Origin of the sequence: Thalassospira sp. GO-4 (assembly GCF_023588965.1) — a bacterium.
Classification (GTDB): domain Bacteria; phylum Pseudomonadota; class Alphaproteobacteria; order Rhodospirillales; family Thalassospiraceae; genus Thalassospira; species Thalassospira povalilytica.
Genome location: NZ_CP097807.1, coordinates 1069246 through 1093435, shown reverse-complemented (window position 1 = coordinate 1093435; position 24190 = coordinate 1069246). Strand labels below are relative to the sequence as shown.

Below are 24190 nucleotides of genomic sequence, written 5' to 3'. Positions count from 1 at the left end.
AGCACGAACCGGTTTGCAAGATAAGTAGATTGCAATTGCCGCAATGGCGGGTGATCATTATGGAATATTGTATGCAATGCGCATGTTGTTTCCCGCAATCATCCGAAGTCCCGCCATGCAAGAAATCAGTCTGCTTAATTCCGTGATCGGCCCCGTGATGCGCGGGCCGTCAAGTTCGCACTGTGCCGCGCCCTATATGATGGCAAAGCTGGTGCGCGAACTTTCATGTTCTAATGGCGAGGTCCTGCAAAAGGCGGTGGTGCGGTTCGATCCGCGCGGCTCGTTCGCCCCTTGCTACAAGGCGCAAAGTTCGGATGAAAACTTTGCCGCCGGTCTTTACGGGGCCAAGCTGACCGATGGGGATTACCGTGACATTCTGGGGCGGGTGGAACGCGGCGAAGGGTTCCATTTCGCAATCGAGGTCACCGAACTTGATAACAACAACCATCCCAACCGGGTTGATCTTGAACTGACCCTGCAAACGCAAGATGGCGGGCAGCGCACCGATCTTTATACCGGGGCGTCGGTTGGCGGTGGCATGTATTACATCGACAGTATGAATGGCGAGGCCCTGTTTCTGACCGGGAAAACCGCAAGCGTCTTTGTCTGGGGGGATGCGGCGGTGACGGATGCCGACACCATTGCCGAAATGCTGGCCGGTGGTGGCAATATGTTGCTGGGGGTGGCTGTCGACCAGAAACACACACGTATTGAAGTATCCCTGCAATCCGTGCCCGCCATGGACATTCTGGGGCAAGTTGCCAAACGCGATGGCGTGACCGATCTGCGCTTTGCCGATGCATCGCAATATCCGGTCTGTGCGATGGATGATCTGTTTTCAACCAGCGATGCGGTAATTGCCATTGCCGATCAGCAGGAAGGCGGATCGATTGCCGATGCGGCCCTGGCACTTGAAGCCAAACGTCTTGGTCTGTCGCGCCAAGCAACCCGCGATCTGTTTCGTGAACGGTGCGAATTGATGCTGCGCGTCGTGGCCGAGGGATTTGATGCCAAACCTGAAGATAACGTCATGCGGTTCCTGACACTTCGGGCGCGCAAGGTGCGCGATGCCAATTTGCCCGATGGTCTGGGTGGTCCGGTATTGCAGGATGCGATTGCCGGTGCGCTTTCGGCAATGGAACGTGACAGCAATCGGGGGCTGGTCTGTGCTGCCCCGACGGCGGGCAGTGCCGGGGTGGTGCCCGGAACGCTATATGGTTTGATCCGCCATGGCATTGATATCGAAGGTGCAACCGACGCGCTTCAGGTCATGGCGCTGATCGGGGCCGTGTTTGCCGCACGCGGGACATTCGCCGCGGAATGCGGGGGATGTTCGGTTGAAACCGGGGCATCGGCGGCAATGGCGGCGGCCGGTGTGACCCAGGCCTATGGCGGGACGGCACAGCAATGTTTTGATGCGGCCAGCATGTGTTTGATGAATACGCTTGGTTTGGTCTGTGATCCGGTTGGCGGGGACGTTGAAATCCCGTGCCATGCCCGCAATGTGGCCGGTGTTTCACATGCCTTTTCATCGGCGATGGCGGTATTGGCCGGGTTTGATGCGGTTCTTGGCTATGACGAACTGGTTGATCAGACCGTCAAGATCGGGGCAATGATGCATCCCGATTTGCGCTGTACGGCGCGCGGAGGCTGTGCTGCGACCAAGACCGCCTTGCGCATGGTCGAAGCCGCAAGTCTTGGCAAATAGGACAGGACTCCGTCCATGACGGCGGACGGGATTTGTCATCCTGCCTGTTTTGGATGGTTTTGATGGATTTCTGCTGACAGATATCGCGTTGCGGATGCGGGTTGACGCAATCCTTTATCCCGATGGTTGCCTGTTTTGGCATAATCCGCGAAATCCGGTCAAAGTCATTAGAAACAGGCAGTTTTCCCTTGATAGCTGCCCCTGATCGGGCAGGATAGAGCCACAATATTCAACGAAAATGAGGATTCCTCATGTTTACCCCGAACCTGCTGACCGCCAATGACCGGGACGGCACCTATCCGGCATCCTATTACGCGGCAACGGCGAATGCGACCGACCCGTTTGCCAAGCTGGAAGGCGATCAAACCTGTGACATTGTGGTGATTGGCGGGGGCTTTACCGGGTTGTCATCCGCACTGCATCTGGCCGTGCGCGGCTTTGATGTGATTGTGCTTGAAGCCCATCGTGTGGGGTGGGGCGCATCGGGGCGCAATGGCGGACAGGTCGGGTCGGGCCAGCGCCGCGAACAGGATGATCTTGAAAAAATGGTCGGGCGCGATGATGCCCGCAAACTTTGGGATATCGCCGAACAGTCCAAGGATATCGTCAAATCCCTGATCACCAAACACGATATCAAATGCGACTGGAAACCGGGCATCCTCCATGCTGACCATCGGGCGCGTTTTGTCCCGGAAACCCATGAATATGTTGAAAAGCTGCAATCCGAATACGGCTATGACCAGATCCGGGCCGTGGATCGAGATGAAATGCGCGCCATGCTGGGATCGGAATTTTATCACGGCGGGTCGCTGGATATGGGGGCGGGGCATATTCATCCGCTGAATTTCGCATTGGGGATTGCCGATGCGGCACGTGCAGCCGGGGCGCGAATTTTTGAAAATTCCGTTGTGACGTCCTATGAAAGTCAGGCTGGCAAGGTAACGGTGAAAACAAGGGATGGCGGCGTTGTTAGCGCTAACAAACTCATCCTTGGCTGTAACGGGTATCTTGATGCGCTTGATGATCGTGTCGCGAAACGCGTCATGCCGATCAACAATTTCATCATCGCGACCGAACCGCTAGGCGATGATTTGGCGCGTGAATTGATCCGCGATGATGTGGCGGTCGCAGATTCAAAGTTCGTGATCAACTATTACCGGCTGAGTGCCGATAAACGCATGCTGTTTGGCGGCGGGGAGACCTATGGTTATACTTTCCCCAAAGACATCAAATCGTTTGTCGCGCCCCATATGCTGGAAGTCTATCCGCAGCTTAAAGACGTCAAAATCGATTATGGCTGGGGCGGGACATTGGCGATCACCATGAACCGCATGCCGTTCTTCCGCCGGATCGAGGATAATATCTTTACCGCCAGCGGCTATTCCGGGCACGGGGTGGCGATGGCGACCCTTGCCGGTCAGATCATGGCCGATGCAGTGGGCGGAACCATGGAACGGTTCGATGTGATGGCCAATATCAAGACCCCGATTTTCCCGGGGGGCAAGGCATTACGGTTCCCGATGCTGGTGGCGGCCATGCTGTGGTATTCGATCCGCGACAAGCTGTGATCGGTTCGGGCAAATCCGGATGGGCTGCCTGACGGGGTCAGGTGTCGCCGTTCCCGGGTGACCAGCTTGTCACCGGGTCATAGCGTTCACCCTTGGACAGGATGACACCATTATGGGCGGCAATCCCGATTTCAAAACTTGACGCAATACGCAGCGCACGTTCCATGAAATGCCGTGCGGCGGCTTCCTTGCAATGTTCCGAAAGGGTCAGCGCAAACAGTTGCAGCCAGCGATCAAAATGATGGCGGGTGATTTTAAGCGGCAGGTGCTTTTGCATCGGGCGGCCGTCATAATTACCAGTGGCAAGGGCAACCGATGACCAGAACATCACCATGCGATCAAGGTGATGGTCCCAGTTTTCGACCTTTTCGGCAAATACTGGGCCGAGCATTTCATCTTCGCGAACCTTGGCATAAAAGCCGTGAACGATATTTTTGATCATGTCGTGATCGATCCCGGTATCTTCCTTGATACGGCGGGTGGCGATTTCGCGGCGTTCCTTGATTTCGGCAAGGGTAGGCTGTTTTTCAGACATGTCACATGGCCCGTGGTTCGCTGGATAGACCGCAGTTTTACGCAAATCCGCGATGTTGGAATATGACATATGTCACTTTGACCCGGGGCGCAAACAGATCACGGCCCCGGATCGGCAGACCTGTTATGCGTAACGGTCGCGCAAACCGTAATAGCGATAGGCAACCGACCGGGCAACGCGCCGCAGGGCTGGAAGCGGGAAACGCTGCATCGGTGTTGCAATAACAGCACCCAGATCTTCCTGATCGCTGATGCCCAGCATGCATTCCGCCAGCATCTTGCCGCCGAGACTGGCCAGCGCCACACCATTGCCATGCCAGGCAAGTGCGGTCCAGACATCATGATGACCGGGCACGCGCCCGATATAGGGACGCCAGCTTTGCGACAGACAGGCAAGCCCGTTCCAGTGATGGGTCAGTTCAATGTCGCGCCAGGCCGGGAATATGCGATGGAAATTATCAAGCAAGTCCTGCTTGCCCGCGGCAAAGGCGGCCTCGGTCGCGGTAATGCCGCCACGTCCGCCAAACAGGAACCGGTTATCAGGCAGCTTGCGGAAATAATGCAGCAGAATGCGGCTGTCAAAAGCCATCAGATCACTTGTCCAGCCCTGTGCGGCCAGTTCCGCATCACTTAGGGGCCGGGTGACAAGAATGCCCGAAAATACCGGCATCAGGCGCCCGCCAAGCCAGTCAGGAAGGTTTTCGGCACTGTATCCGTTTGTTGCAATGACAATCTTGCTTGCGGTGATCTGGCTGTCGCCGGCATAAAGACGATAGTTTTCACCATCTTCAACAAAGCGGTCGATGCGGGCCTGTTCAAATATCCGAACACCTGCCGCAATGCATTTTTCATGCAAACCCGCCAGATATTTCATGGGGTTAAGGCCGAAACCTTCTTTGACGTGCAAGCCGCCATAGGTATCCCCGGCATTCAGGCCGCGTTCGATCAGGGCATCCTTGTCAAGAAATTCGGTCTGAATACTGGTGAAATGGGCGATCTCGTCAGCTTCGTGATGAAGGTCGCGCACGCGGTTGGGTTTATGGGCCAGCACAACTTCTCCATCCGAATGACGATCGGCATCAATGTTCCAGTCGCGCAGGCGCTGATCAACCAGATTGACGGCATCGCGCTGAATGAGGGCAAAGTGACGCACGGCATCGTCGCCAAACCGTTTGGCAAGCTCACCATATCCCTTGCCGCTGCCGCCCATGCAGCAGAAACCGCCATTGCGTCCCGAAGCCCCCCAGCCACTGCGACCGGCGTCAAAGACCGCGACATCAGCCCCGTTTTTGGCAAGTTCAAGTGCCGCCGACAGGCCACAATATCCGCCACCGATAATCGCAACATCGGCCTTGATGACCGCATCACGCGGCAATTGTTGGCAATCGGGAAGGGGGGATGCGCTTTGCACCCAGAAGCTGTCAGGCAGGGTGTGCGTCTGATAGGCGGCCGGCTGATAAATGCGTTTGAGCATGGGGCGTCTCATAGTGGGGTGAGGTAAAAGTTGGGGCAAAAGTTGAGGCAAAACTCGAGCCGAAACAACGGGGCGGACAGTCACGTGATAGAGTTGGTCGAGTGGCGGTCAACAGTTGGTCAAAGTTGATCAGAGGCCGGGGCGGCCTATCAGTCAGGTGGTCGGGGCTTGGTGCGATGGCCATAAAATGAAAATACCCGGCGATGATAATGCATGCCGGGTATTTCGTTAAGGTCCTGAAATCGATCAGAAATTACATTTTGCCGATTTTCTTTGCCGTCTCGTCAAAGGCCGCGCGGGCGCGTTTGACCAGTTCGTCAATTTCTTCCTTGGTGATGCAAAGCGGCGGGGAAAGTACCATGCGATCACCACAGGCACGCATGATCACGCCATTGGCAACACAGGCATCGCGGCAGATGGTCCCAACCGTGCCCGGCTTGTCGAACATCTTGCGGGTTTTCTTGTCATCAACCAGCGGCATGCCGGCAATCAGGCCAACCGTTTCAACCGCACCGACCAGCGGATGGTCTTCAAGGGTTTTAAGGGCCTTGGCGAAATAGGGGCCAATGTCATCCTTGACGCGTTCAACCATCTTTTCGTCGCGCAGAATGCGAATGTTTTCAAGGGCCACGGCGGCACATGCCGGATGACCGGAATAGGTGAAGCCATGGGTGAATTCACCACATTCATTGATCAGCACATCCGCCACGCGATCACCGACCATGACGGCCGAAATCGGCAGATAACCCGATGACATGCCTTTTGCCATCGGCATCAGGTCCGGTTTGATGTCAAAGGTATCGGAGCCGAACCATGCACCGGTCCGGCCAAAGCCGCAGATAACTTCATCAGCGATCAGAAGAATGTCGTATTTCTTGCAGATGCGCTGGATTTCCGGCCAATAGGTTGACGGCGGAATGATGACGCCGCCAGCACCCTGGATCGGTTCACCGATAAAGGCGCCAACGCGATCCGCGCCAAGTTCCTCGATCTTTTCTTCGAGTTTGCGCGCCGCAATCAGGCCGAATTCTTCCGGGGTGTGATCGCCGCCTTCGCCGTACCAGTATGGCTGATCAATATGGACCACATCCGGCAGAAGCGGGCCGCCCTGGGCGTGCATGCCGGCCATCCCGCCAAGCGACGAACCGGCAACGGTCGACCCGTGATAGGCGTTCTTGCGGCTGATGATCACCGAACGTTCCGGCGTGCCTTTGAGTTTCCAGTACTGGCGCACCATACGGACAACCGTGTCGTTCGCCTCCGAACCGGAATTGGCATAGAATACGTGGTTCAGGCCATCTGGCGTGATTTCGGCAAGAACTTTGGAAAGCTCGATCGCCGGGGTATTCGCGCACTGGAAGAAGTTGTTGTAATAGGGCAGTTCAAGCATCTGCTTGTAAGCGACTTCAGCCAGTTCCTTGCGGCCATAGCCGACATTGACGCACCACAGACCGGCCATACCATCAAGATAGCGTTTGCCGTTCGAGTCCTCGATAAACACGCCTTCGGCACGGGTGATCACCCGGGTGCCACGGTTATTCAGATCCGCTGTATCGGTGAACGGATGAATATGGTGTGCCTGGTCGATGTCCTGCCAATAGGCGGTTTTGTCGAAATTATTCATAACGTCTCCTGACAGCGCAGTTTGTCTGCTTTTGTGCGATATGTTGAACATCTGTAATCAGTGTTCGTTTTTTTGAACACCTTTGCAAGAGGATTTTTCGACAAAATTTTTCGGCTATCCAACTCGGTTTTTGTTATCCAGTGGTTGGTTCGGGACGGCCATTGTTAAAGAGTTGTTTCGACCGGTGAATTCTTTTGCACTGCATGATTTGCACGATATATCGAACGAAGGGGCTTGACCGGGGCATTCCGGCGCGGCACGATGGAACACAGGCACAATTCCTTTAATAAAAGGCCTTTTCTGGGAGTATAAGACGATGAACAAGTCGTTCGTCGAAGACAGTAGGGCGGAAGCCCAACGATTCTTTGAAGAAAACCCTGATGTCGAACTTGTTGAGTTGCTCATTCCCGACATTAACGGCGTGTTTCGCGGCAAGCGAATCAGCAAGCAGAAGTTTCTCAAAAGTTTTACCGAAGGTGTGACTTTGCCGGGCTCCATGTGCCTGGTCGATATTACCGGTGACACCCCGGAAGGAACGGGGCTTCTTTGGTCGAGCGGTGACCAGGACAATCTGGCAAAACCGATCCCGGGAACCCTGTGTCTTGTTCCATATGGCGAATTGCCCTTGGCGCAGGTCATGATGAGCCTGCATAACCTGGATGGTACCAAGTTCTTTGCCGATCCGCGCAATGTGTTGCAGGGCGTTGTTGATCGCATGGCGGCCGATGGTCTGTATCCGACCGTCGCCCTTGAACTTGAATTCTATCTGGCAGATCAGAACGAAAAGACCGCTGAACCGCTTCCGCCCCAGCCGCTTGGCGGCGGGATCGCATCGGACGGTGTGCAGGTTTACGGCCTTCAGCAGATCGAAGACTTTGAAAAGGTCCTTCATGACGCGGTTGCCGAACTGAACCGTCAGGGCATTCCGGCCGACACCATCGTTGCCGAAGCCGGACCCGGTCAGTTTGAAATCAACCTTGGTCATGTGACCGATCCGATGCTGGCCGCTGACCATGCAATGCAGCTTAAACGCGTGGTCAAGGGCATTGCCTGGGACCATGGTGTGACCGCGACTTTCATGGCCAAACCCTATTCCGATCAGGCGGGCAACGGTTTGCATGTTCATGTGTCCTTGCGGGACAAGGATGACAATAACGTGCTGTCCCCGGTCGCGGGCGAGGAAGTTTCCGAAAACCTGCGCTTTGCGATTGGCGGTTTGCAGGAAGCGATGTTTGAAAGCATGGCGGTATTCGCGCCGAACCCGAATTCATATCGCCGGTTCCAGAACAAGGCCTATGCGCCGATGTCGCCGAACTGGGGTTTGAACAACCGTACGGTCGCGTTGCGTATTCCGGCCGGCAGCCCCAAGGCCGCCCGTGTCGAACATCGCGTGTCGGGGGCGGATGCCAACCCGTATCTGGTGCTGGCCTGTGTTCTGGCCGGGATGCATTACGGCATGAAAAACAAGCTTGATCCGGGCGAGCCGACCGTTGGTAACGGTTATGAACAGCATGGCGGGCGGATTGTTCCGCGCAGCATGATTTCTGCTCTTGATCGTTTCGTGGATGGCAAGATCGTCAAGGAATATCTTGGTGAACGCTTCGTCGAGGTCTTTGATATCTGCCGTCGGGCCGAATATGACGAATTCTTTGCCGAGGTCACCCAGCTTGAATATCGCTGGTACCTTGATGCGGTCTGACCGCAGGTAAAAATAAAAACATTCAATAGGGAACAACCGGGAATGTCGCAAAAGGTCGGGGATCGTCTGAAAGCTGTGCGCAGCATGTACGGGCTGTCGCAGCGTGAACTGGCACGACGTGCCGGTGTCACGAACAGTACGATTTCAACGATTGAACAAAATCGTGTCAGCCCGTCTGTTGACAGTCTTGCCAAAGTGCTGGCAGGCATCCCGATGAGCCTGATTGATTTCTTCACCATTGATCTCGACAATGGTGAAGAAATTTTCTTTAAAAAAGAAGAGCTTGTCGAACTTTCCGACGGGACGATGTCAATGCGTCTTGTCGGGGCATCGCGCAAGGATCGCAAATTGCGCGTGTTGCATGAAACCTATCCGGCGGGTGGCGATACCGGTGACAATCTTATCGTTCAGAAGGGCGAGGAAGCCGGTGTCATTATCCGCGGGAAACTTGAGGTGACAGTGGGCGAGCGGGTCAAGGTTCTTGGCCCTGGTGATGCCTATTACTTCAATGCAGAAATTCCGCACCGTTTCCGCAATGTCGGGGACGGGGAATGCGAAGTCGTCAGTGCTGCCACACCGCCGTCATACTGATCGCGTAAAGTATCGGGCATATGACCCGACCTGAATTCCGATATTGAACAAGGCCCCAAAAGCGCCATCCGTCAGGAGACTTCCGATGACCAATCCGTTGAATTTTGAACAACTGACCGCACAGGCCGCCGCCCTTGATATTCGCAACAAGGCGTTCATCAACGGTGCCTATGTTGATGCCGCATCGGGCAAGACATTCGATTGCATCAGCCCGCGCGACGGGTCGGTTCTGACCAAGGTTGCCGAATGCGATGTCGAAGACGTCAACCGTGCGGTGGCATCGGCCCGCGCAGTCTTTGAAAAAGGCAGCTGGTCCGAAGCGGCACCTGCCAAACGCAAGGCGATCCTGCTTCATTTCGCGGACCTTCTTGAAAAGAATGCAGCCGAGCTGGCATTGCTTGAAAGCCTTGATATGGGCAAGCCGATCACGCTTGCTGCCCGCGATGATATTCCGCTGTCTTACAAATGCATCCGCTGGTATGCCGAGGCGATTGACAAGATTTATGATGAAATCTCGCCGTCGGGCACCAATGAAATCGGCATGATCACCCGTGAGCCGCTTGGCGTGGTTGCGGCAGTGGTGCCGTGGAACTTCCCGCTGATGATGGCGGTCTGGAAGCTTGGCCCGGCATTGGCGATGGGCAATTCGATCATCCTGAAACCGGCAGAACAATCGCCGCTGACCGCCCTTCGTGTGGCGGAAATCGCGGTTGAGGCCGGTATTCCCGAAGGTGTTCTGAACGTTGTGCCGGGCTTTGGTCCGACGGCGGGCAAGGCGCTTGGCCTGCATGAAGATGTCGATTGCGTGACCTTTACCGGGTCGGGCGAAGTCGGCAAGCTGTTCCTGCAATATTCGGGTCAGTCGAACATGAAGCGCGTCTGGCTTGAATGTGGTGGCAAAAGCCCGAACATTGTTCTGGCCGATTGCCCGGATATGGATGCCGCGGCCGCGGCCGCAGCCGGTGGTATTTTCTATAACCAGGGCGAGGTCTGCACAGCCGGTTCGCGCCTGATTGTCGAAGAAAGCATCAAGGATGAATTCATCGAAAAGGTCATTGCAGCGGGTGCAAAAATGCAGCCGGGTGATCCGCTTGATCCGAAAAGCCAGATGGGCGCGATTGTCGATGAAAGCCAGATGAACCGCGTTCTGGGCTACATCGAAAAAGGTTCTGCCGAAGGTGGCGTTCTGCGCACCGGTGGCAAACGCGCACGCACCGAGTCCGGTGGCTATTATGTCGAACCGACCGTGTTTGATGGCATCAAAAACGATATGACAATCGCCAAGGAAGAAATCTTTGGCCCGGTTCTGTCGGTTATTTCGGTCAAGGACTGGAAAGAGGCTGTTCAGACGGCAAATGATACGCCATATGGTCTCGCAGCAGCGGTTTGGACGCGCGACATCAACAAGGCACACATGACCGCAAAGAAACTGCGTTCGGGTCTTGTCTGGGTCAATTGCTGGGACGGGGGATCAATCACCATGCCGTTTGGTGGTTACAAGCAGTCCGGCACCGGTCGCGATCGTTCGCTGCATGCGCTCGATAAATATTGTGAAATCAAGTCGACCTGGATTGCGCTGGGCGACGCCTGATTACAAGCAGGTTCTCATTCGGAGATAAGGGAAGAAAAATGAGCAGCACTGGCGTCATTGACACCAAGGGCGGTGATAACGCCTTTACGGCGAAATCTGTGCATCAGAATACCAGCGAGCCGATGTATTCCGGTGCGCTGTCATTCATGCGCCGCCGCTATTCGCGTGATCTTAACGGTATTGATATTGCCGTGACGGGCATTCCCTATGACCTTGCGACATCAAGCCGTCCAGGCACGCGCCTCGGCCCGCAGGGGGTGCGTCGTGCATCGACCAATCTTGCATGGGCACCGCATTTTCCGTCCGGGCGCGATATCTTTGCCGAACTGGCGGTGATTGATTACGGCGATATGGTGATCGATCCGGGCCATCCGGAAAAACTGCCTGACATGATCGAAGACCACGCGCGCGATATCGTGCAGTCAGGTGCGAAGATGCTGACGATTGGTGGGGATCACTTCATCACCTATCCGATCCTGAAAGCCCATGCCGAAAAATACGGTGATGGTATTTCCCTGATCCAGTTTGATGCCCATTCCGATACCTGGGAAGATGATGGCGACCGTATCGATCACGGCACCATGTTCTGGCACGCGGCGAAAAAGGGCATCGTCAATCCGTCGAAATCCATTCAGGTCGGTATTCGGACCCACAATGAATCGACGCACGGCTATAACATCATCTATGGCCCGGAAGTTCAGTCGATGTCGATTGACGCCATTGTCGAACAGATCAAGGCAACGGTTGGCAACAACCCGGCCTATATCACCTTTGACATTGATGGTCTTGACCCGTGCTATGCGCCGGGAACCGGTACGCCGGTTCTGGGCGGTTTGACCAGCCATCAGGCAGTGTCGATCCTGCGCGGTCTTGCCGGTCATGTGAACCTGATCGGCAGTGACGTGGTTGAAGTATCCCCGCCATTTGATGTTTCGGACATCACATCCCTTGCCGGGGCGACCATGGCGTGGGAAATGCTGAACATTCATGCGGTAAACCGCGCGAAATAACGGTTCTGCTCATAGGCCAGGGCGACGCAGTCAGTTGCGCGCACTGGAAATATTCAAGGGCTGGTGCTTTTAACAGGCGCCGGCCCTTGTTTTTTCATTTTCTTGTGCTCTGATAGGGCCGAATAAGAAATGAAACATGACAGGAAATGAAAAATGAAACCGATCGCGATTACCCGTTTGACCATCTGTGGCATTGATGAATTGCCAACCCATCGTAATCACGGGGTTTCCCATATCCTGTCAGTTCTTGATCCTGACCGGGAAGATCCGCCCATCTTTGGCGATTTTGGCCCGCATGAACGGACCGTTTTGCGGTTTCATGACGTGATTGACGACAAGGAAGGCCGTCCGGCACCGACCCGTCAGGATGTCGAAGCCATTCTGGCCTTTGGCGAGGCCCTGAAAGCCAGCCACGCAGATCGCCGTGATGGTCACTTGCTGGTGCATTGCCATATGGGTGTGTCGCGCTCAACCGCAGCCATGATTACCCTGATGGCGCAAATCGAACCGGATCGTGACGAAGACAGCATTTTCACCACCATTCGCGAAATGCGCCCGATTGCCTGGCCGAATTCGGTCATGATTGCGTTTGCCGATGACATGCTGGGGCGCGAAGGGCGACTGACCGCCGCCTTGCATCGTCACTATGCCATTCAGCTGGAACGTGATGACATGTTTGAACGCTGGATGACCGAACTTGAACGTGCGCGCGAGATCGAATTTGGCCGCGCACTGGCCCGCCAAAAGGCATCCACACAGTGATGTGCTATCATTCGTTCCGATTTTGGTTTGCACGTCAAATTGAATCGATTTAAAAAGCCCGTCGGTCCCACAGATCGCAACATGAATTTGATAACGGGTCCGCATTTGTTTGCGGACAATCCGAACGGAGAAACGTCATGACAGCCAAAGCTGTTTGTCTTGGGGAACTGCTGATTGATTTTGTTCCGACTGTGACCGGTACCGGCCTTGCCGATGCGCCTGCCTTTGCCAAGGCAGCAGGGGGGGCGCCGGGCAATGCGGCTGTGGGATTGAAACGTCTGGGCATTGATACCGGCTTTATCGGCAAACTTGGCGATGATGCCTTTGGGCATTTCCTTGTTGATACGCTTAAGGCCGATAATGTTGATACATCGGGTATTGTTCTGACCAAGGAAGCGCTGACCGGATTGGCATTCGTGTCGCTTCGTGCCGATGGCGAACGCGAATTTTCATTCTATCGCAGCCCGTCGGCGGACATGTTGCTGTGCCCGGCCGATCTTGATCGGGATATGCTGACATCAACCGATCTGTTCCATTACGGAACCCTGTGCATGATCGATGATGATCCGCGCGCCGCCACCCTTGAGGCCATCCGTATCGCGCGTGAAAACGGGGCGATCATTTCATGTGACCCGAACCTTCGCCTGCCGCTTTGGCCAAGTGTTGAAAAGGCGCGTGAAATCCTGCGTCTTGCGATCAGTCAGGCCGATGTCGTCAAGATGTCGGACGAAGAAATCATCTTTGTATCTGGCAAGGAAGACCTGGAAGACGGCATCAAGGATCTTTGGTGTGACCAGTGGCGTGCACTTGTCGTGACCTATGGCCCCAAAGGATCGCGCTTTATCACGCCGGAATTTGACGGTTTCGTTCCGTCGTTTGACGTAACGGCGGTGGATGCCACTGGTGCCGGGGACGGATGCACGGCGGGCTTCCTGTCGCGTTTGCTGAAAGACCCGGAACTTCTGGGGGCCGAGGAAAAGCTGATTGCGGCATGTCGCTTTGCCAATGCGGTGGGGGCGATTACCGCGACCAAGCGCGGGGCCATCAATGCGCTTCCGACCGAAAAGGAAGTCGAAGACTTTCTTTCAGCGCGCTAAGGCGCCAGCAACAGGAATGTCGTGGTATCCGCATAATCTTGCCACGACATTCTGCAAACTGTCCCACACATGGTTTGAACAAGATGCTAGTCTGCGGGATCGCGACTGCACTGTTTTGGTGTGTAATACGTTGAACAAGGCCGAGGGTGGTGATGTCCGCTGACAAACTGACTGCAAACTGGGAAGAACTGGATCAATTGGGCGCGGAGGTTTCCGGGAAACTGAACCTGCGCCAGGCATTTGCCGATGATCCGGCACGGTTCGAACGTTATAGCGCCGCGCTTAATGACCTGTTTGTCGATTATTCGAAAAACCTGATCACCGATGATGTGATGGCCGCCCTTGTGCGCCTGGCCAAGGCTGCGAATGTCGAAGAATGGCGCGACCGGATGTTTGCCGGTGACAGGATCAATATCACCGAAAACCGTGCTGTTTTGCACACGGCCCTTCGCAATCTGGATGGCGGTGCGGTCAAGGTTGATGGCGAAGACGTCATGCCCGCCGTCAAGGAAGTGCTGGCACGGCTTAAGGCATTTGCCACGCGTGTTCATTCCGGCGAATGGAAGGGTCATACAGGCAAGAAAATAACCGATGTGGTCAATATCGGTATTGGCGGATCCGACCTTGGCCCGGTGATGGTCAATGAGGCACTTCGCCCGTTCCATATTGATGGCATTCGCTGCCATTTCGTTTCAAACGTCGATGGCGCGCATATTGTCGATACGCTCAAGGATCTTGATGCGGAAACGACACTTTTCATCATTGCGTCCAAGACCTTTACGACCGATGAAACCCTGACCAATGCCTATTCCGCTCGTGACTGGCTGGTGAAGGCGCTGGGGGATCAAAGTGCGGTCGCCAAACATTTCGTGGCGGTTTCAACCGCCCTTGATAAGGTCGCCGCATTTGGCATTGATACCGATAATGCATTTGGGTTCTGGGACTGGGTAGGCGGGCGTTACAGCCTGTGGTCGGCGATTGGTTTGCCGATCATTCTGGCTGTCGGCTATGACAAGTTCGAGGACCTTCTGCGCGGTGCGCAATCAATGGATAACCATTTCAAAACCGCACCGGTGGAAACCAACATTCCGATGATCCTGGCCCTGATCGGGGTGTGGTATCGCAATGTTCTGGGCGCATCGAGCCAGGCCATCCTGCCTTATGATCAGCATCTTTCGCGGCTGCCAGCCTATTTGCAGCAGGCCGATATGGAAAGTAACGGCAAATCTGTCACCCGCGATGGCAAGGCGATTGCCTATGAAACCGGACCGATCATCTGGGGCGAGCCCGGCACCAATGGCCAGCATGCGTTTTATCAGCTGATCCATCAGGGCACCGAACTGATCCCGGTTGATTTCATTGTTGCGGCCAATGCGCTCCATCCGCTTGGCAACCATCACGACAAGCTGGTGTCGAACTGTCTGGCGCAGGCCGAAGCATTGATGCGTGGCAAGACCGAGGATGAAGTGCGGGCCGAACTGGCGGGCAGTGACCTTTCCCCGGCCGAGATTGATGTTCTTGCCCCGCAAAAGGTATTTGCCGGGAACAAGCCCAGCACCATGATCCTGTATAAGCAGCTTGATCCATTCACCCTTGGCCGCTTGGTGGCGATGTATGAACATAAAATCTTTGTTCAGGGCGTCATCTGGAACGTCAATTCCTATGACCAGTGGGGCGTCGAACTTGGCAAGCAGCTTGCCAAGGAGTTGCTGCCGATGGTCGAAGGCAAGGAAGACGCCGGTGCGCGTGACGCATCAACAGCGGGCCTGATCAAGCGTCTGCATGCTTTGCGCGGGTGATTGCTAGTTCCCGTCATCGGGGACCAGACAAAGCCGATAGGCACCGGAAGGGCGGTTTTGGCCATGGCTGATACCGCCCTTTTGATATTCAAGCAGCCGTTCGGCGCAGAGCTGTTCGGCCACCTGATGAATGCGCGGCATCAGATCGGTCCAGTTTTTGCCAAATGATCGGGCGACCTCGGACGGGCAGAAGGATTTGTCCGCACCGCGCCGGGCGGCAAGTGACAGCATTCTTTGGCGCAAAACCGCATAGGTTGGCCGGGTTTCTTCGACATCATCAACCATCATGACCCAACACCATCATGCTCAGGTGATCTTTTGTGCGGACGGCTGTTGCGGCATCGGTCGGAACAGTATTTGACGTCTTCCCAACAGGTTTTCCATTTGCGCCGCCACAAAAATGGCCGACCGCAGGACAGGCATGTCTTTGACGGCAAATGCGCCTTGGCGCGGAATGATCCATTGGCATTGCGGGGCATGGCATTACCGGGTCGTACTTATCCGATCAGGGTTTCAATCATAGCATGGGCGGCAGACTGACCGCTGCGCCATGCGGCTTCGACCCGGGCACCAAGACACCAGTCCCCGGCGGCGATCACGCGCCCGTTCATACCGTTCAGATGGCTTGAACCGAGTGGCTGTTCGGTGCGCGCATAGCGCCAGCGATGGGCCTGCACCGAATGCAATTGCGGTAGTTTGACACCACTCACATCGCGCAGGGCAGCCAGAAGGTTTTCAATCACGCGGTCCTTGTCATCTTCAAGATGGTCGCGCGACCATTGCGGACTGGCATGAAGAACCCAGGGGTCGGGACAGCGCCGATGGAACAGATCATCTGACTGTGTGCTGCGTGCTGCCCAGCTAATTGCCGGGGATGGATGCAGCATGGCATCAAATGCCGTCGGAAGTGGCTGTTCAAAGGCCGCCATCACCGCCCAGCATGGCGCGGTAACCACGTCACCAATCGCGTCATAACGCGCTGAAAGTGGCCGCAACAATTCAGCCGTCTGCGGGGCAGGGGCCGTTACGATAACCCCGTCAAACGGGCCGAATTCCCCGTCCAGATCGTCATGAAGGACAAAGCTTTTTCGATCAAGCTGTTCAATTCTGGTGATGCGGTGCTGTTTGTGAATGGTAAAGGCATCGACAAGCGGGCTGATCAGCTTGTTCATTTGCGGCGCGCCTTGATACCAGTGATCAAGCGCAAGGTTCCCGGCACTTTGCATGGCGGGAATGTCGCCATGATGCAGGTTCGGTTTCCAGTTCTGGGCGGCGTTATGTGATGCGGCCTGTTCCAGATAGGCGGCAAAACCGGGATGCCGGGCGGTAACATATTGCGCACCGTGATTGAAATGACCGAAATCGGTTCGCCGTGATGCCAGTCGCCCGCCCAGACCACGGCTTTTTTCAAAGACGGTGATGTCCATCCCGACCTTGTGCAAAGTGCTTGCAGCTTTCAGTCCGGTCATGCCTGCGCCGATGATGGCGATGCGGATTGCTTTCATCTGACAGCCCCGATGATGTGGTGTTGCGACAATTCAGCGGTTTGATTCTGATACGCAAGACGGGGCGGGTTGGAGCAGTCACTGCCACAAGATATTTATGAAACTGTCACGCCCGGGTCATCAAACCGTTACAACAAATCAGCAGGTTGTCTGATCTGTCGAACCGTTTACCAAGGGGGAATTATGCGTTCTTCATTGATGGCAACTGCTGCTATTTCCGTACTTTTGACGGCCTGTGCCGGTACTGCACCAGATCACGCGATGATGACCGAAAGTGTTGCCAACGCGGGCGCACATCCGATCACGATTGTGCCGATGGGCGAATATCGCACCGGCATGCTCGATGAGGGTGCCGCAGAAATCCCGGCATTTGACCCGGTGTCCAAACGCATCTTTGTCGTCAATGGCGCGGACAAGGCGATTGATATCCTTGATATGTCAAACCCCGACAAGCTTTCCAAGCTTGGCGCACTTGAACTTGCGACCTGGGGCAAGGGCGCAAACAGTGTTGCGGTGAAAAACGGGATTGTTGCCGTCGCGGTCGAGAATGAAGACAAGCAGGCCCCGGGCAAGGCGGTGTTTTTTGATACCGAAGGCAACTTTATCGCATCGGTAACAGTCGGTGCATTGCCCGACATGATCAAGTTTTCACCCGATGGAAAATACGTCCTTGTTGCCAATGAAGGCGAACCCAATGACGCATTCAGCAACGACCCGGAAGGCAGCGTTTCAATCATTTCGATTGCCGGTGGTGTCGATGGTTTGAGCGATGCCGATGTGCGCACGGTTGACTTCAGGTTCCTGAATGATGCGGAACTGCCATACGGGATGCGGACATCCAACCCGGGTACGTCAAGTGTCGCCCAGGATATCGAGCCGGAATACATTGCTGTTTCAGGTGACAGCAGGACCGCCTATGTGTCGCTTCAGGAAAACAATGCAGTCGCCATCATCGATATCGAAACCGCGACGGTCAAACATGTGGCCGGTCTTGGTTTCAAGGACCATTCGGTTCATGCCTTTGATGCCAGTGACAAGGACGGCAAGATCAATATCCGCACCTGGCCGGTGATGGGCATGTATATGCCCGATACCATTGATGCGATTGAAATTGGCGGCAAGGACTGGATCCTGATCGCCAACGAAGGCGATTCCCGTGACTATGACGGTTACAGCGAAGAAACCCGGGTTGGCAAACTGACCCTTGACCCGGTTGTCTTCCCGAATGCCGACACCCTTCAGAAAGACGAAAATCTTGGCCGGTTGAAAACGACAACCGCACAGGGTGACACCGATGGTGACGGGGATGTTGACGTTATTTACAGCTATGGCGCGCGGTCATTCTCGGTTCTGAATGCCAGCGGTGAGATGGTCTTTGATAGCGGTGATGCATTCGAGCAGGTGCTGGCGGCGAAATATGCCAATGTCTTTAATTCCTCGGACACCGAAAATTACAGCCGTGACAATCGTTCCGACGACAAAGGCCCGGAACCCGAAGGCATTGCTGCGGGGTATGTCAACGGCGTTCCCTATGCCTTTATCGGACTGGAACGGCAGGGTGGCTTTATGGTCTATGATCTGACCAATCCGGCCAACCCGCAATTTGTCACCTATCACAGTGATCGCCGTTTCTCGGGCAATCCCGAAGCTGACACCGCAGGCGAACTGGCACCCGAAGGCATGCAGTTCGTTGATGCCAAGGACAGCCCGACCGGGAATGCCATGCTGGTGATTGCATCCGAAGTATCGGGCAGCACCAAGGTCTATGACCTGAAATAAAACCCGATGAGACGTATCGGGCAGATACAGGGAAAGCCGGGTTCAGCCCGGCTTTTTCTTTTATGATCAGGTCATGGTAAAATGTTTCAATCCGAAGGCAATATGGACTAAACTCCGCGCACGGTCAGGAACATGACCGATTGATAAAGGGGAGTTCGGGACTCTGACTACGCGACGTGAACCTCATATTCTGGTTGTCGATGATGATCAGGAAATCCAGAAGCTTTTGAAAAAGTTCCTGCTGCAGCATGGTTTTCGCATCACGACCGTTTCTGACGGCAACGAGATGCACCGTGCCTTGCGCGACTGGAAGATTGATCTGGTCATTCTGGACATCATGCTGCCGGGCGAAGACGGGTTTGCGTTATGCCGGGATGTCCGGCGCACATCCAAGGTGCCGATCGTGATGCTGACAGCGGTGGGTGAGGATACCGACCGTATTCTTGGGCTTGAACTTGGTGCGGATGACTATTTGACCAAACCGTTCAATCCTCGCGAACTTCTGGCCCGTATCCGGGCGGTGTTTCGCCGGTTTGAAACCGGGGCGGTGGGGCCGACCGACAATGAAGTGGCCCCGACCCAGCGTATTATTTTCGGTGAATGGACATTGGATATCGGATCGCGTGAATTGCGCGATGCCGACAATGTGGCGGTGCATCTGTCGACCGGTGAATTTTCATTGTTGCTGGCACTGGTGAAAAACAACAAGCGGGCGCTGTCGCGTGAACAGCTTGTTGATATTGTCCGCGGGCAAAGTTCACTGCCATTTGATCGCAGCATCGACATCCAGATCAGCCGCCTGCGGCGCAAGATCGAAAAAGATGCGAAAAATCCCAAACTGATCAAAACCGTTCGCGGGATCGGGTATCAGTTCTGCGCCGATACACAGACGCTTTAGGACTGTGTGATGGCGGACATGTTCGCACAGTTCAGTGATTATCTAAGACGCTACAAACCGCGTACCTTGGGTGGGCGGATCTTTATGCTGATGATGCTGGGTGGGGTGATCATTGCCGTGCTGAGTGCGTTGGCATCCTATTATGTCATTGAACGCAACGAACGGATCAGCCGGGCCTATACGTTGGGCTTCACCATTCGTGAGCTGGCCCGCATTGCCGACAATCCCGAATTTGAAGCCAATATCGTCGATATCGCGGCGCGCGATGGCATGGCATTGCGCATTTTGCCGGCCGATGATCTTGGCACGTTGCTTTTGTTTTCAAGGCCGGCACAACATATCGCCATGCCGGTGCGACTGGCCAATACCGGTTGGCCGACATCGGTCAAGGTCCATTTCCTGCGCGGGCGCCTGAGTTCCGAACAACGTGCCACCATCGAGGCCACCGAAAACCCCAGCCTGTTTTTTGCAGAATTGTCGCGCGAAATGGCGCGTCTGGGACTGGAAGCCCAGCTTGAAATCATGATGCCGTCGGGCAAGCGGCTTTTGATCAGTCATGATGAATTATGGGCCAGCTATTCATCGCCATCGCTTGTGTTCCTGATGTTTCTGATGGGGGTGGTTGCGGTTTTGGCCGTCTTTGCCGCCCTTGCCGATTTGCTGGCCGGACCGTTCAAAAAGTTGACCGCAGCAATCATTGCCCATGGGGACGAGGTCGATGGCCCGCTGGTCGAAGAACGCGGCCCGACCGAAGCCCGGTCAATGGCCGCGGCCTATAACGATTTGCGCGAACGGATTTCGCGCATGCTGGGTGATCGTACCCGCATGCTGGCAGCGATTTCGCATGATTTGCGCACACCGAGTACCCGCCTTCGTCTGCGTGCCGAATTCATTGAAAATGATGAATTGCGCGAAACCGTTCTGCGCGATCTGGATGAAATGGACGGTCTTTTGAATGATGCGCTCGATTTTCTGGGCGACTGGATTCAGAAAGAAGAAGAACGCACCGTTGATTTCGTTTCCGTGCTTGAAGCGATTTGCGATGACTATGCCGATCTCGGCCGTCCTGTCAGTTTCGACGGTCCGCAGCCATTACAATTTTCATCGGTTCATACGGTGTTTGGCGGCGGGGACGAGCCCCATTCATTTGATGGCAAACGCAGCATTCGATTGACCTGCCGACCGGGTACATTGAAACGCGCCTTTACCAACCTGATTGAAAATGCCCTGAAATATGGTCATCGCGCCAAGGTCAGTCTGGAAGCAACAGCGGACAATGTTCTGGTGACCATCCGTGACGAGGGGCCGGGCATTCCGGTCGAACATCAGGACAAGGTTTTCCTGCCATTCTATCGCGTTGAAGGATCGCGTGCGCGCAGCACCGGGGGCAGTGGGCTTGGACTGTCGATTGTCAAAACCGTGATTGACGCCCATGACGGACGGATCAGCCTGCGCAATATGCCAGGCAAGGGGCTTGAGGTCACCATATCGCTGCCGCGGCGGATCATTGCGCCCAACTGATCGGGATGGCAGAAACAAAAAAGCGGCCCGCATATTCGGGCCGCTTTTTTCATGACCGGCAGGTTTGACACACCGGTAAAAGAAGAATGGCGGGTGGCCCCCAGAACCACCCGCCAGTCAGATCAGATCCGCAACTCGGTTTCCGGGTCAAACAGACTGATCTGAGACATGTCGGCCGAGAAGGTCATGCTCTCGCCCGGTGTCGGTGCGCGGTCCGGACGGACACGTGCGACGATTTCTTTGCCGGCAATGTCGATCACCGTCATGGTGTCGGCACCGGTCGGTTCGATCACTTCGACCTTGCTGTCGAAGTTGACATACTGGCTGCCCGGTTCGTCTGAGCCGGTGCGCTTGTGTGTCAGGCCTTCCGGACGGATGCCAAAGACGACTTTCTTGCCGACATAGGCCTTGTAGCTTTCCGGTGCTTCGAACAGCGGCAGGGTAATCGGACCGCCATCACGTTCGATTGAAACGGCAAGCTTGCCGCCATTGTCGATCAGGGTCGCATCGACAAAGTTCATGGATGGCGAACCGATGAAGCCGGCAACAAACATGTTGTTGGGGCGCTCATAGATGTTCTGCGGCGTATCGAACTGCTGAAGAATGCCACCTTTCATGACCGCGATGCGTGATGCAAGGGTCATTGCTTCGATCTGGTCATGCGTCACATAGACAATGGTTGATCCAAGACGCTGATGCAGCTTCTTGATCTCGGTCCGCATGTCGACGCGCAGCTTGGCATCAAGGTTGGACAGCGGTTCGTCAAACAGGAAGATATCCGGATCACGCACAAGCGCACGGCCCATGGCAACGCGCTGACGCTGACCACCCGAAAGCTGGGACGGTTTGCGATCCAGAAGCGGCTCGATCTGAAGCAGCTTGGCGACATCGGCAACGGCCTTGTCACGTTCCTGTGCCGACACACCGCGGATTTCCAGACCAAAGGTAATGTTCTTGCGAACCGTCATGTTCGGGTACAGCGCATAGGACTGGAACACCATGGCGATGTTACGGTCTTTGGGGTGTACGTCGTTGATGACGCGATCACCAATGCGGATTTCCCCGCCGGTCGAACTTTCCAGACCGGCAATCAGGTTCAGAAGGGTCGATTTACCGCAACCTGACGGACCGACAAGGACGAGAAACTCGCCATCTTCGATTGCCAGATTGATTTCCTTGAGAACTTCGACAGGGCCAAAGGCCTTGCGAACTTTATCGAGGGTGAGTGATGCCATTTGCTTATCCCTTCACCGAACCGGCGGTCAGGCCGCGGACGAAGTATTTGCCTGCCAGGACATAAACCAGCAATGTCGGAAGACCGGTCAGCAGGGCTGCTGCCATATCGACATTGTACTGTTTCACGCCGGTAGTGGTGTTGACGATATTGTTGAGTGCGACTGTCATCGGAGCGTTTTCGCCAGAGGCAAAGGACGCGCCAAAGAGGAAGTCATTCCAGATCTGGGTGAACTGCCAGATGACCGAAACCACGATGATCGGGGTCGAAATCGGCAGAATGATGCGCCAGAAAATGGTGAAGAAACCCGCACCGTCAATGGTGGCTGCCTTTACCAGTTCATCCGGGATCGATACGTAATAGTTCCGGAAGAACAGGGTGGTGAAGCAAAGGCCGTAAACGACATGGACCATAACAAGGCCCGGGGTCGAGCTGGCAAGGCCGAGCTTGCCAAGAACCTGTGACATCGGCAGCAGAACGACCTGGAACGGAATGAAGCACCCAAACAGCAGAAGCGCAAACACGATGTTGGCACCCTTGAACCGCCATTTGGTCAGTGCATATCCGTTGATCGCACCAAGGAAGGTCGAAATCAGAACGGCGGGGATCGCCATTTTGACCGAGTTCCAGAAATAGACTTTGATCCCGGTGCATTCCACACCGACGCAGGCTTCGTTCCATGCATAATTCCATGCATCAAACGTCACCACCCGCGGCAGCGAAATCAGTGATCCTTCGCGGATTTCGTCAAGCGACTTCAACGATGTTGAAATCATGACGATCAGCGGGAACAGATAATAGGCTGCGAACAGGATCAAAACGAGATAGAGCAAGCCGCGCAGCACCGTGTTTTTCCAGCCTGCGTCGTGGCTATAGGTCTGAAGATCAGCCATTTTTCTTGCCTCCGCGCAGTTCGGAATACAGGTACGGCACAATGATTGCCATAACGGTTGCCAGCATCATCATTGCACTGGCCGCGCCAACACCAAGCTGGTTGCGCTGGAATGCCATGGTGTACATGAAGGTTGCCGGAAGATCCGATGCGTAACCCGGACCGCCACCCGTAAGGGCGATGACCAGGTCAAAGCTTTTGACGGCCAGATGGGCCAGAACGACGATCGCACTCAGGAAAACCGGGCGGATCGACGGAATGATAATGCCGAAATAGATACGGGGCAGGCTGGCACCGTCCATATAGGCTGCGCGAATGATGTCCTGATCGACGCCGCGCAATGCCGCAAGGAACATTGCCATGACAAAGCCCGATGCCTGCCAGACAGCCGCGATCACAACCGTGTAGATCGCCATGTCCGAATTGACCAGCCAGTCGAACTTGAAGCTCGTCCAGCCAAAATCATGCATCATGCTTTCAAGGCCGAGGCCCGGATTGAGAAGCCATTTCCAGACGGTACCGGTCACAATGAAGGACAGGGCCATCGGATACAGGAAGATCGTGCGAAGTGCGCCTTCGGCGCGAATACGCTGATCCAGAAGAACTGCCAAGAGGCACCCGATGATCAGGCAGGTCACGATAAACAGACCGCCAAAGACCAGAAGGTTTTCAATGGCAACATGCCAGCGTTCCATTTGCCACAGGCGTTCATACTGTCGCAGGCCTGCCCAATCCCATACAGGAAGCATGCGCGACTTGGAAAACGCCATATAGCCCGTCCACAGGATGAACCCGTAAACGAAAAACAGGGACGCAGCAAAGGACGGTGCAACAACGATCTTGGAAAGATGACGCTGGATGCGGGCCGTCAGGTTGCTTTCGGTGCTTTGAGAAGCCCCCATAC

At 55.2% G+C, this 24190-nt stretch carries 21 protein-coding genes; 12 read left to right on the top strand and 9 right to left on the bottom strand.

All coding sequences use genetic code 11. The annotated features are described in order from the left end of the window. Positions 1–115 precede the first annotated feature (115 nt). A complete protein-coding gene (locus tag M9H61_RS05235; RefSeq protein ID WP_250283760.1) occupies positions 116–1708 on the top strand; it encodes an L-serine ammonia-lyase, iron-sulfur-dependent, subunit alpha in 1593 nt (530 codons plus the stop codon). 251 nt (positions 1709–1959) lie between these two features. Then, positions 1960–3276 (top strand): FAD-binding oxidoreductase, encoded by a 1317-nt coding sequence (locus M9H61_RS05230; RefSeq protein WP_250283758.1) that lies wholly within the window; start codon positions 1960–1962, stop codon positions 3274–3276. 37 nt (positions 3277–3313) lie between these two features. On the opposite strand, the gene M9H61_RS05225 is transcribed toward M9H61_RS05230, so the two are convergent. From M9H61_RS05225 to M9H61_RS05215, 3 genes are all read right to left on the bottom strand, one after another. After that, a complete protein-coding gene (locus tag M9H61_RS05225) occupies positions 3314–3811 on the bottom strand; it encodes a group III truncated hemoglobin (protein ID WP_068517435.1) in 498 nt (165 codons plus the stop codon). Between the two features lie 123 nt (positions 3812–3934). Next, complete coding sequence (locus M9H61_RS05220; protein WP_250283757.1) at positions 3935–5284, bottom strand: FAD-binding oxidoreductase; 1350 nt, start codon at positions 5282–5284, stop codon at positions 3935–3937. A gap of 253 nt (positions 5285–5537) precedes the next feature. Then, positions 5538–6908 (bottom strand): aspartate aminotransferase family protein, encoded by a 1371-nt coding sequence (locus tag M9H61_RS05215; RefSeq protein ID WP_068517405.1) that lies wholly within the window; start codon positions 6906–6908, stop codon positions 5538–5540. A gap of 316 nt (positions 6909–7224) precedes the next feature. Between M9H61_RS05215 and M9H61_RS05210 the strand changes: the two genes are divergently transcribed. The 7 genes from M9H61_RS05210 to pgi all read left to right on the top strand — a co-directional run bounded on the left by M9H61_RS05210 (position 7225) and on the right by pgi (position 15457). Next, entirely contained in the window at positions 7225–8607 is a 1383-nt protein-coding gene (locus tag M9H61_RS05210; RefSeq protein WP_068517406.1) for a glutamine synthetase family protein, read from the top strand. A 42-nt stretch (positions 8608–8649) separates the two neighbouring features. Beyond that, positions 8650–9198, top strand: coding sequence for a cupin domain-containing protein (locus M9H61_RS05205; RefSeq protein WP_068517407.1), 549 nt, complete (start codon positions 8650–8652; stop codon positions 9196–9198). Between the two features lie 85 nt (positions 9199–9283). Then, the gene (locus M9H61_RS05200; protein WP_068517408.1) at positions 9284–10789 is read left to right on the top strand and encodes an aldehyde dehydrogenase; all 1506 of its coding nucleotides are present in this window, start codon (positions 9284–9286) and stop codon (positions 10787–10789) included. Between the two features lie 38 nt (positions 10790–10827). Beyond that, complete coding sequence (gene speB / locus M9H61_RS05195; protein ID WP_068517409.1) at positions 10828–11799, top strand: agmatinase; 972 nt, start codon at positions 10828–10830, stop codon at positions 11797–11799. 153 nt (positions 11800–11952) lie between these two features. Next, entirely contained in the window at positions 11953–12561 is a 609-nt protein-coding gene (locus M9H61_RS05190) for a tyrosine phosphatase family protein (RefSeq protein WP_250283755.1), read from the top strand. Positions 12562–12698: 137 nt separating this feature from the next. Further along, positions 12699–13658, top strand: a complete 960-nt coding sequence (locus M9H61_RS05185) for a PfkB family carbohydrate kinase (RefSeq protein WP_250283753.1) — start codon at positions 12699–12701, stop codon at positions 13656–13658. Between the two features lie 152 nt (positions 13659–13810). Then, a complete protein-coding gene (gene pgi / locus M9H61_RS05180; protein WP_250283751.1) occupies positions 13811–15457 on the top strand; it encodes a glucose-6-phosphate isomerase in 1647 nt (548 codons plus the stop codon). Between the two features lie 3 nt (positions 15458–15460). Here the strand turns inward: pgi and M9H61_RS05175 are convergent, their stop codons facing one another. From M9H61_RS05175 to M9H61_RS05165, 3 genes are read right to left on the bottom strand one after another with little or no spacing between them, the layout of a single operon-like run. After that, positions 15461–15745 carry a DUF3253 domain-containing protein gene (locus tag M9H61_RS05175; protein ID WP_250283749.1) on the bottom strand — a complete coding sequence of 95 codons (285 nt, stop codon included), beginning with the start codon at positions 15743–15745 and terminating at the stop codon, positions 15461–15463. After that, complete coding sequence (locus tag M9H61_RS05170) at positions 15742–15936, bottom strand: DUF2256 domain-containing protein (protein ID WP_250283747.1); 195 nt, start codon at positions 15934–15936, stop codon at positions 15742–15744. Before M9H61_RS05170 ends, M9H61_RS05175 begins: the two co-directional genes overlap by 4 nt. A gap of 18 nt (positions 15937–15954) precedes the next feature. Further along, entirely contained in the window at positions 15955–16962 is a 1008-nt protein-coding gene (locus tag M9H61_RS05165; protein WP_250283744.1) for an NAD(P)/FAD-dependent oxidoreductase, read from the bottom strand. Positions 16963–17145: 183 nt separating this feature from the next. Between M9H61_RS05165 and M9H61_RS05160 the strand changes: the two genes are divergently transcribed. The 3 genes from M9H61_RS05160 (at position 17146) to M9H61_RS05150 (ending at position 21160) form a co-directional block, all read left to right on the top strand. Continuing rightward, on the top strand, positions 17146–18741 hold the full coding sequence (locus M9H61_RS05160; protein WP_250283741.1) for a choice-of-anchor I family protein: 1596 nt from the start codon (positions 17146–17148) through the stop codon (positions 18739–18741). Positions 18742–18967: 226 nt separating this feature from the next. Further along, positions 18968–19639, top strand: a complete 672-nt coding sequence (locus tag M9H61_RS05155) for a response regulator (protein WP_305879850.1) — start codon at positions 18968–18970, stop codon at positions 19637–19639. A gap of 9 nt (positions 19640–19648) precedes the next feature. Continuing rightward, positions 19649–21160, top strand: coding sequence for a cell wall metabolism sensor histidine kinase WalK (locus M9H61_RS05150; protein WP_250283740.1), 1512 nt, complete (start codon positions 19649–19651; stop codon positions 21158–21160). Positions 21161–21282: 122 nt separating this feature from the next. Here M9H61_RS05150 and M9H61_RS05145 read toward each other — a convergent pair whose 3' ends face one another. From M9H61_RS05145 to M9H61_RS05135, 3 genes are read right to left on the bottom strand one after another with little or no spacing between them, the layout of a single operon-like run. Next, positions 21283–22395: an ABC transporter ATP-binding protein gene (locus M9H61_RS05145; protein ID WP_068518891.1), complete on the bottom strand. Its 1113-nt coding sequence runs from the start codon at positions 22393–22395 to the stop codon at positions 21283–21285. Positions 22396–22399: 4 nt separating this feature from the next. Beyond that, the gene (locus M9H61_RS05140) at positions 22400–23287 is read right to left on the bottom strand and encodes a carbohydrate ABC transporter permease (protein WP_068518892.1); all 888 of its coding nucleotides are present in this window, start codon (positions 23285–23287) and stop codon (positions 22400–22402) included. Then, on the bottom strand, positions 23280–24188 hold the full coding sequence (locus M9H61_RS05135; RefSeq protein WP_068518893.1) for a carbohydrate ABC transporter permease: 909 nt from the start codon (positions 24186–24188) through the stop codon (positions 23280–23282). The genes M9H61_RS05140 and M9H61_RS05135 overlap by 8 nt, the downstream gene beginning before the upstream one ends. Positions 24189–24190: the final 2 nt, after the last annotated feature.

What these genes read in the sequence shown, in the direction of transcription:
- M9H61_RS05235 (WP_250283760.1), top strand. Translation starts at nt 116, where the DNA reads ATGCAAGAAATCAGTCTGCTTAATTCCGTGATCGGCCCCGTGATGCGC.
- M9H61_RS05230 (WP_250283758.1), top strand. Translation starts at nt 1,960, where the DNA reads ATGTTTACCCCGAACCTGCTGACCGCCAATGACCGGGACGGCACCTAT.
- M9H61_RS05225 (WP_068517435.1), bottom strand. Translation starts at nt 3,811, where the DNA reads ATGTCTGAAAAACAGCCTACCCTTGCCGAAATCAAGGAACGCCGCGAA.
- M9H61_RS05220 (WP_250283757.1), bottom strand. Translation starts at nt 5,284, where the DNA reads ATGCTCAAACGCATTTATCAGCCGGCCGCCTATCAGACGCACACCCTG.
- M9H61_RS05215 (WP_068517405.1), bottom strand. Translation starts at nt 6,908, where the DNA reads ATGAATAATTTCGACAAAACCGCCTATTGGCAGGACATCGACCAGGCA.
- M9H61_RS05210 (WP_068517406.1), top strand. Translation starts at nt 7,225, where the DNA reads ATGAACAAGTCGTTCGTCGAAGACAGTAGGGCGGAAGCCCAACGATTC.
- M9H61_RS05205 (WP_068517407.1), top strand. Translation starts at nt 8,650, where the DNA reads ATGTCGCAAAAGGTCGGGGATCGTCTGAAAGCTGTGCGCAGCATGTAC.
- M9H61_RS05200 (WP_068517408.1), top strand. Translation starts at nt 9,284, where the DNA reads ATGACCAATCCGTTGAATTTTGAACAACTGACCGCACAGGCCGCCGCC.
- speB (WP_068517409.1), top strand. Translation starts at nt 10,828, where the DNA reads ATGAGCAGCACTGGCGTCATTGACACCAAGGGCGGTGATAACGCCTTT.
- M9H61_RS05190 (WP_250283755.1), top strand. Translation starts at nt 11,953, where the DNA reads ATGAAACCGATCGCGATTACCCGTTTGACCATCTGTGGCATTGATGAA.
- M9H61_RS05185 (WP_250283753.1), top strand. Translation starts at nt 12,699, where the DNA reads ATGACAGCCAAAGCTGTTTGTCTTGGGGAACTGCTGATTGATTTTGTT.
- pgi (WP_250283751.1), top strand. Translation starts at nt 13,811, where the DNA reads ATGTCCGCTGACAAACTGACTGCAAACTGGGAAGAACTGGATCAATTG.
- M9H61_RS05175 (WP_250283749.1), bottom strand. Translation starts at nt 15,745, where the DNA reads ATGATGGTTGATGATGTCGAAGAAACCCGGCCAACCTATGCGGTTTTG.
- M9H61_RS05170 (WP_250283747.1), bottom strand. Translation starts at nt 15,936, where the DNA reads ATGCCCCGCAATGCCAATGGATCATTCCGCGCCAAGGCGCATTTGCCG.
- M9H61_RS05165 (WP_250283744.1), bottom strand. Translation starts at nt 16,962, where the DNA reads ATGAAAGCAATCCGCATCGCCATCATCGGCGCAGGCATGACCGGACTG.
- M9H61_RS05160 (WP_250283741.1), top strand. Translation starts at nt 17,146, where the DNA reads ATGCGTTCTTCATTGATGGCAACTGCTGCTATTTCCGTACTTTTGACG.
- M9H61_RS05150 (WP_250283740.1), top strand. Translation starts at nt 19,649, where the DNA reads ATGGCGGACATGTTCGCACAGTTCAGTGATTATCTAAGACGCTACAAA.
- M9H61_RS05145 (WP_068518891.1), bottom strand. Translation starts at nt 22,395, where the DNA reads ATGGCATCACTCACCCTCGATAAAGTTCGCAAGGCCTTTGGCCCTGTC.
- M9H61_RS05140 (WP_068518892.1), bottom strand. Translation starts at nt 23,287, where the DNA reads ATGGCTGATCTTCAGACCTATAGCCACGACGCAGGCTGGAAAAACACG.
- M9H61_RS05135 (WP_068518893.1), bottom strand. Translation starts at nt 24,188, where the DNA reads ATGGGGGCTTCTCAAAGCACCGAAAGCAACCTGACGGCCCGCATCCAG.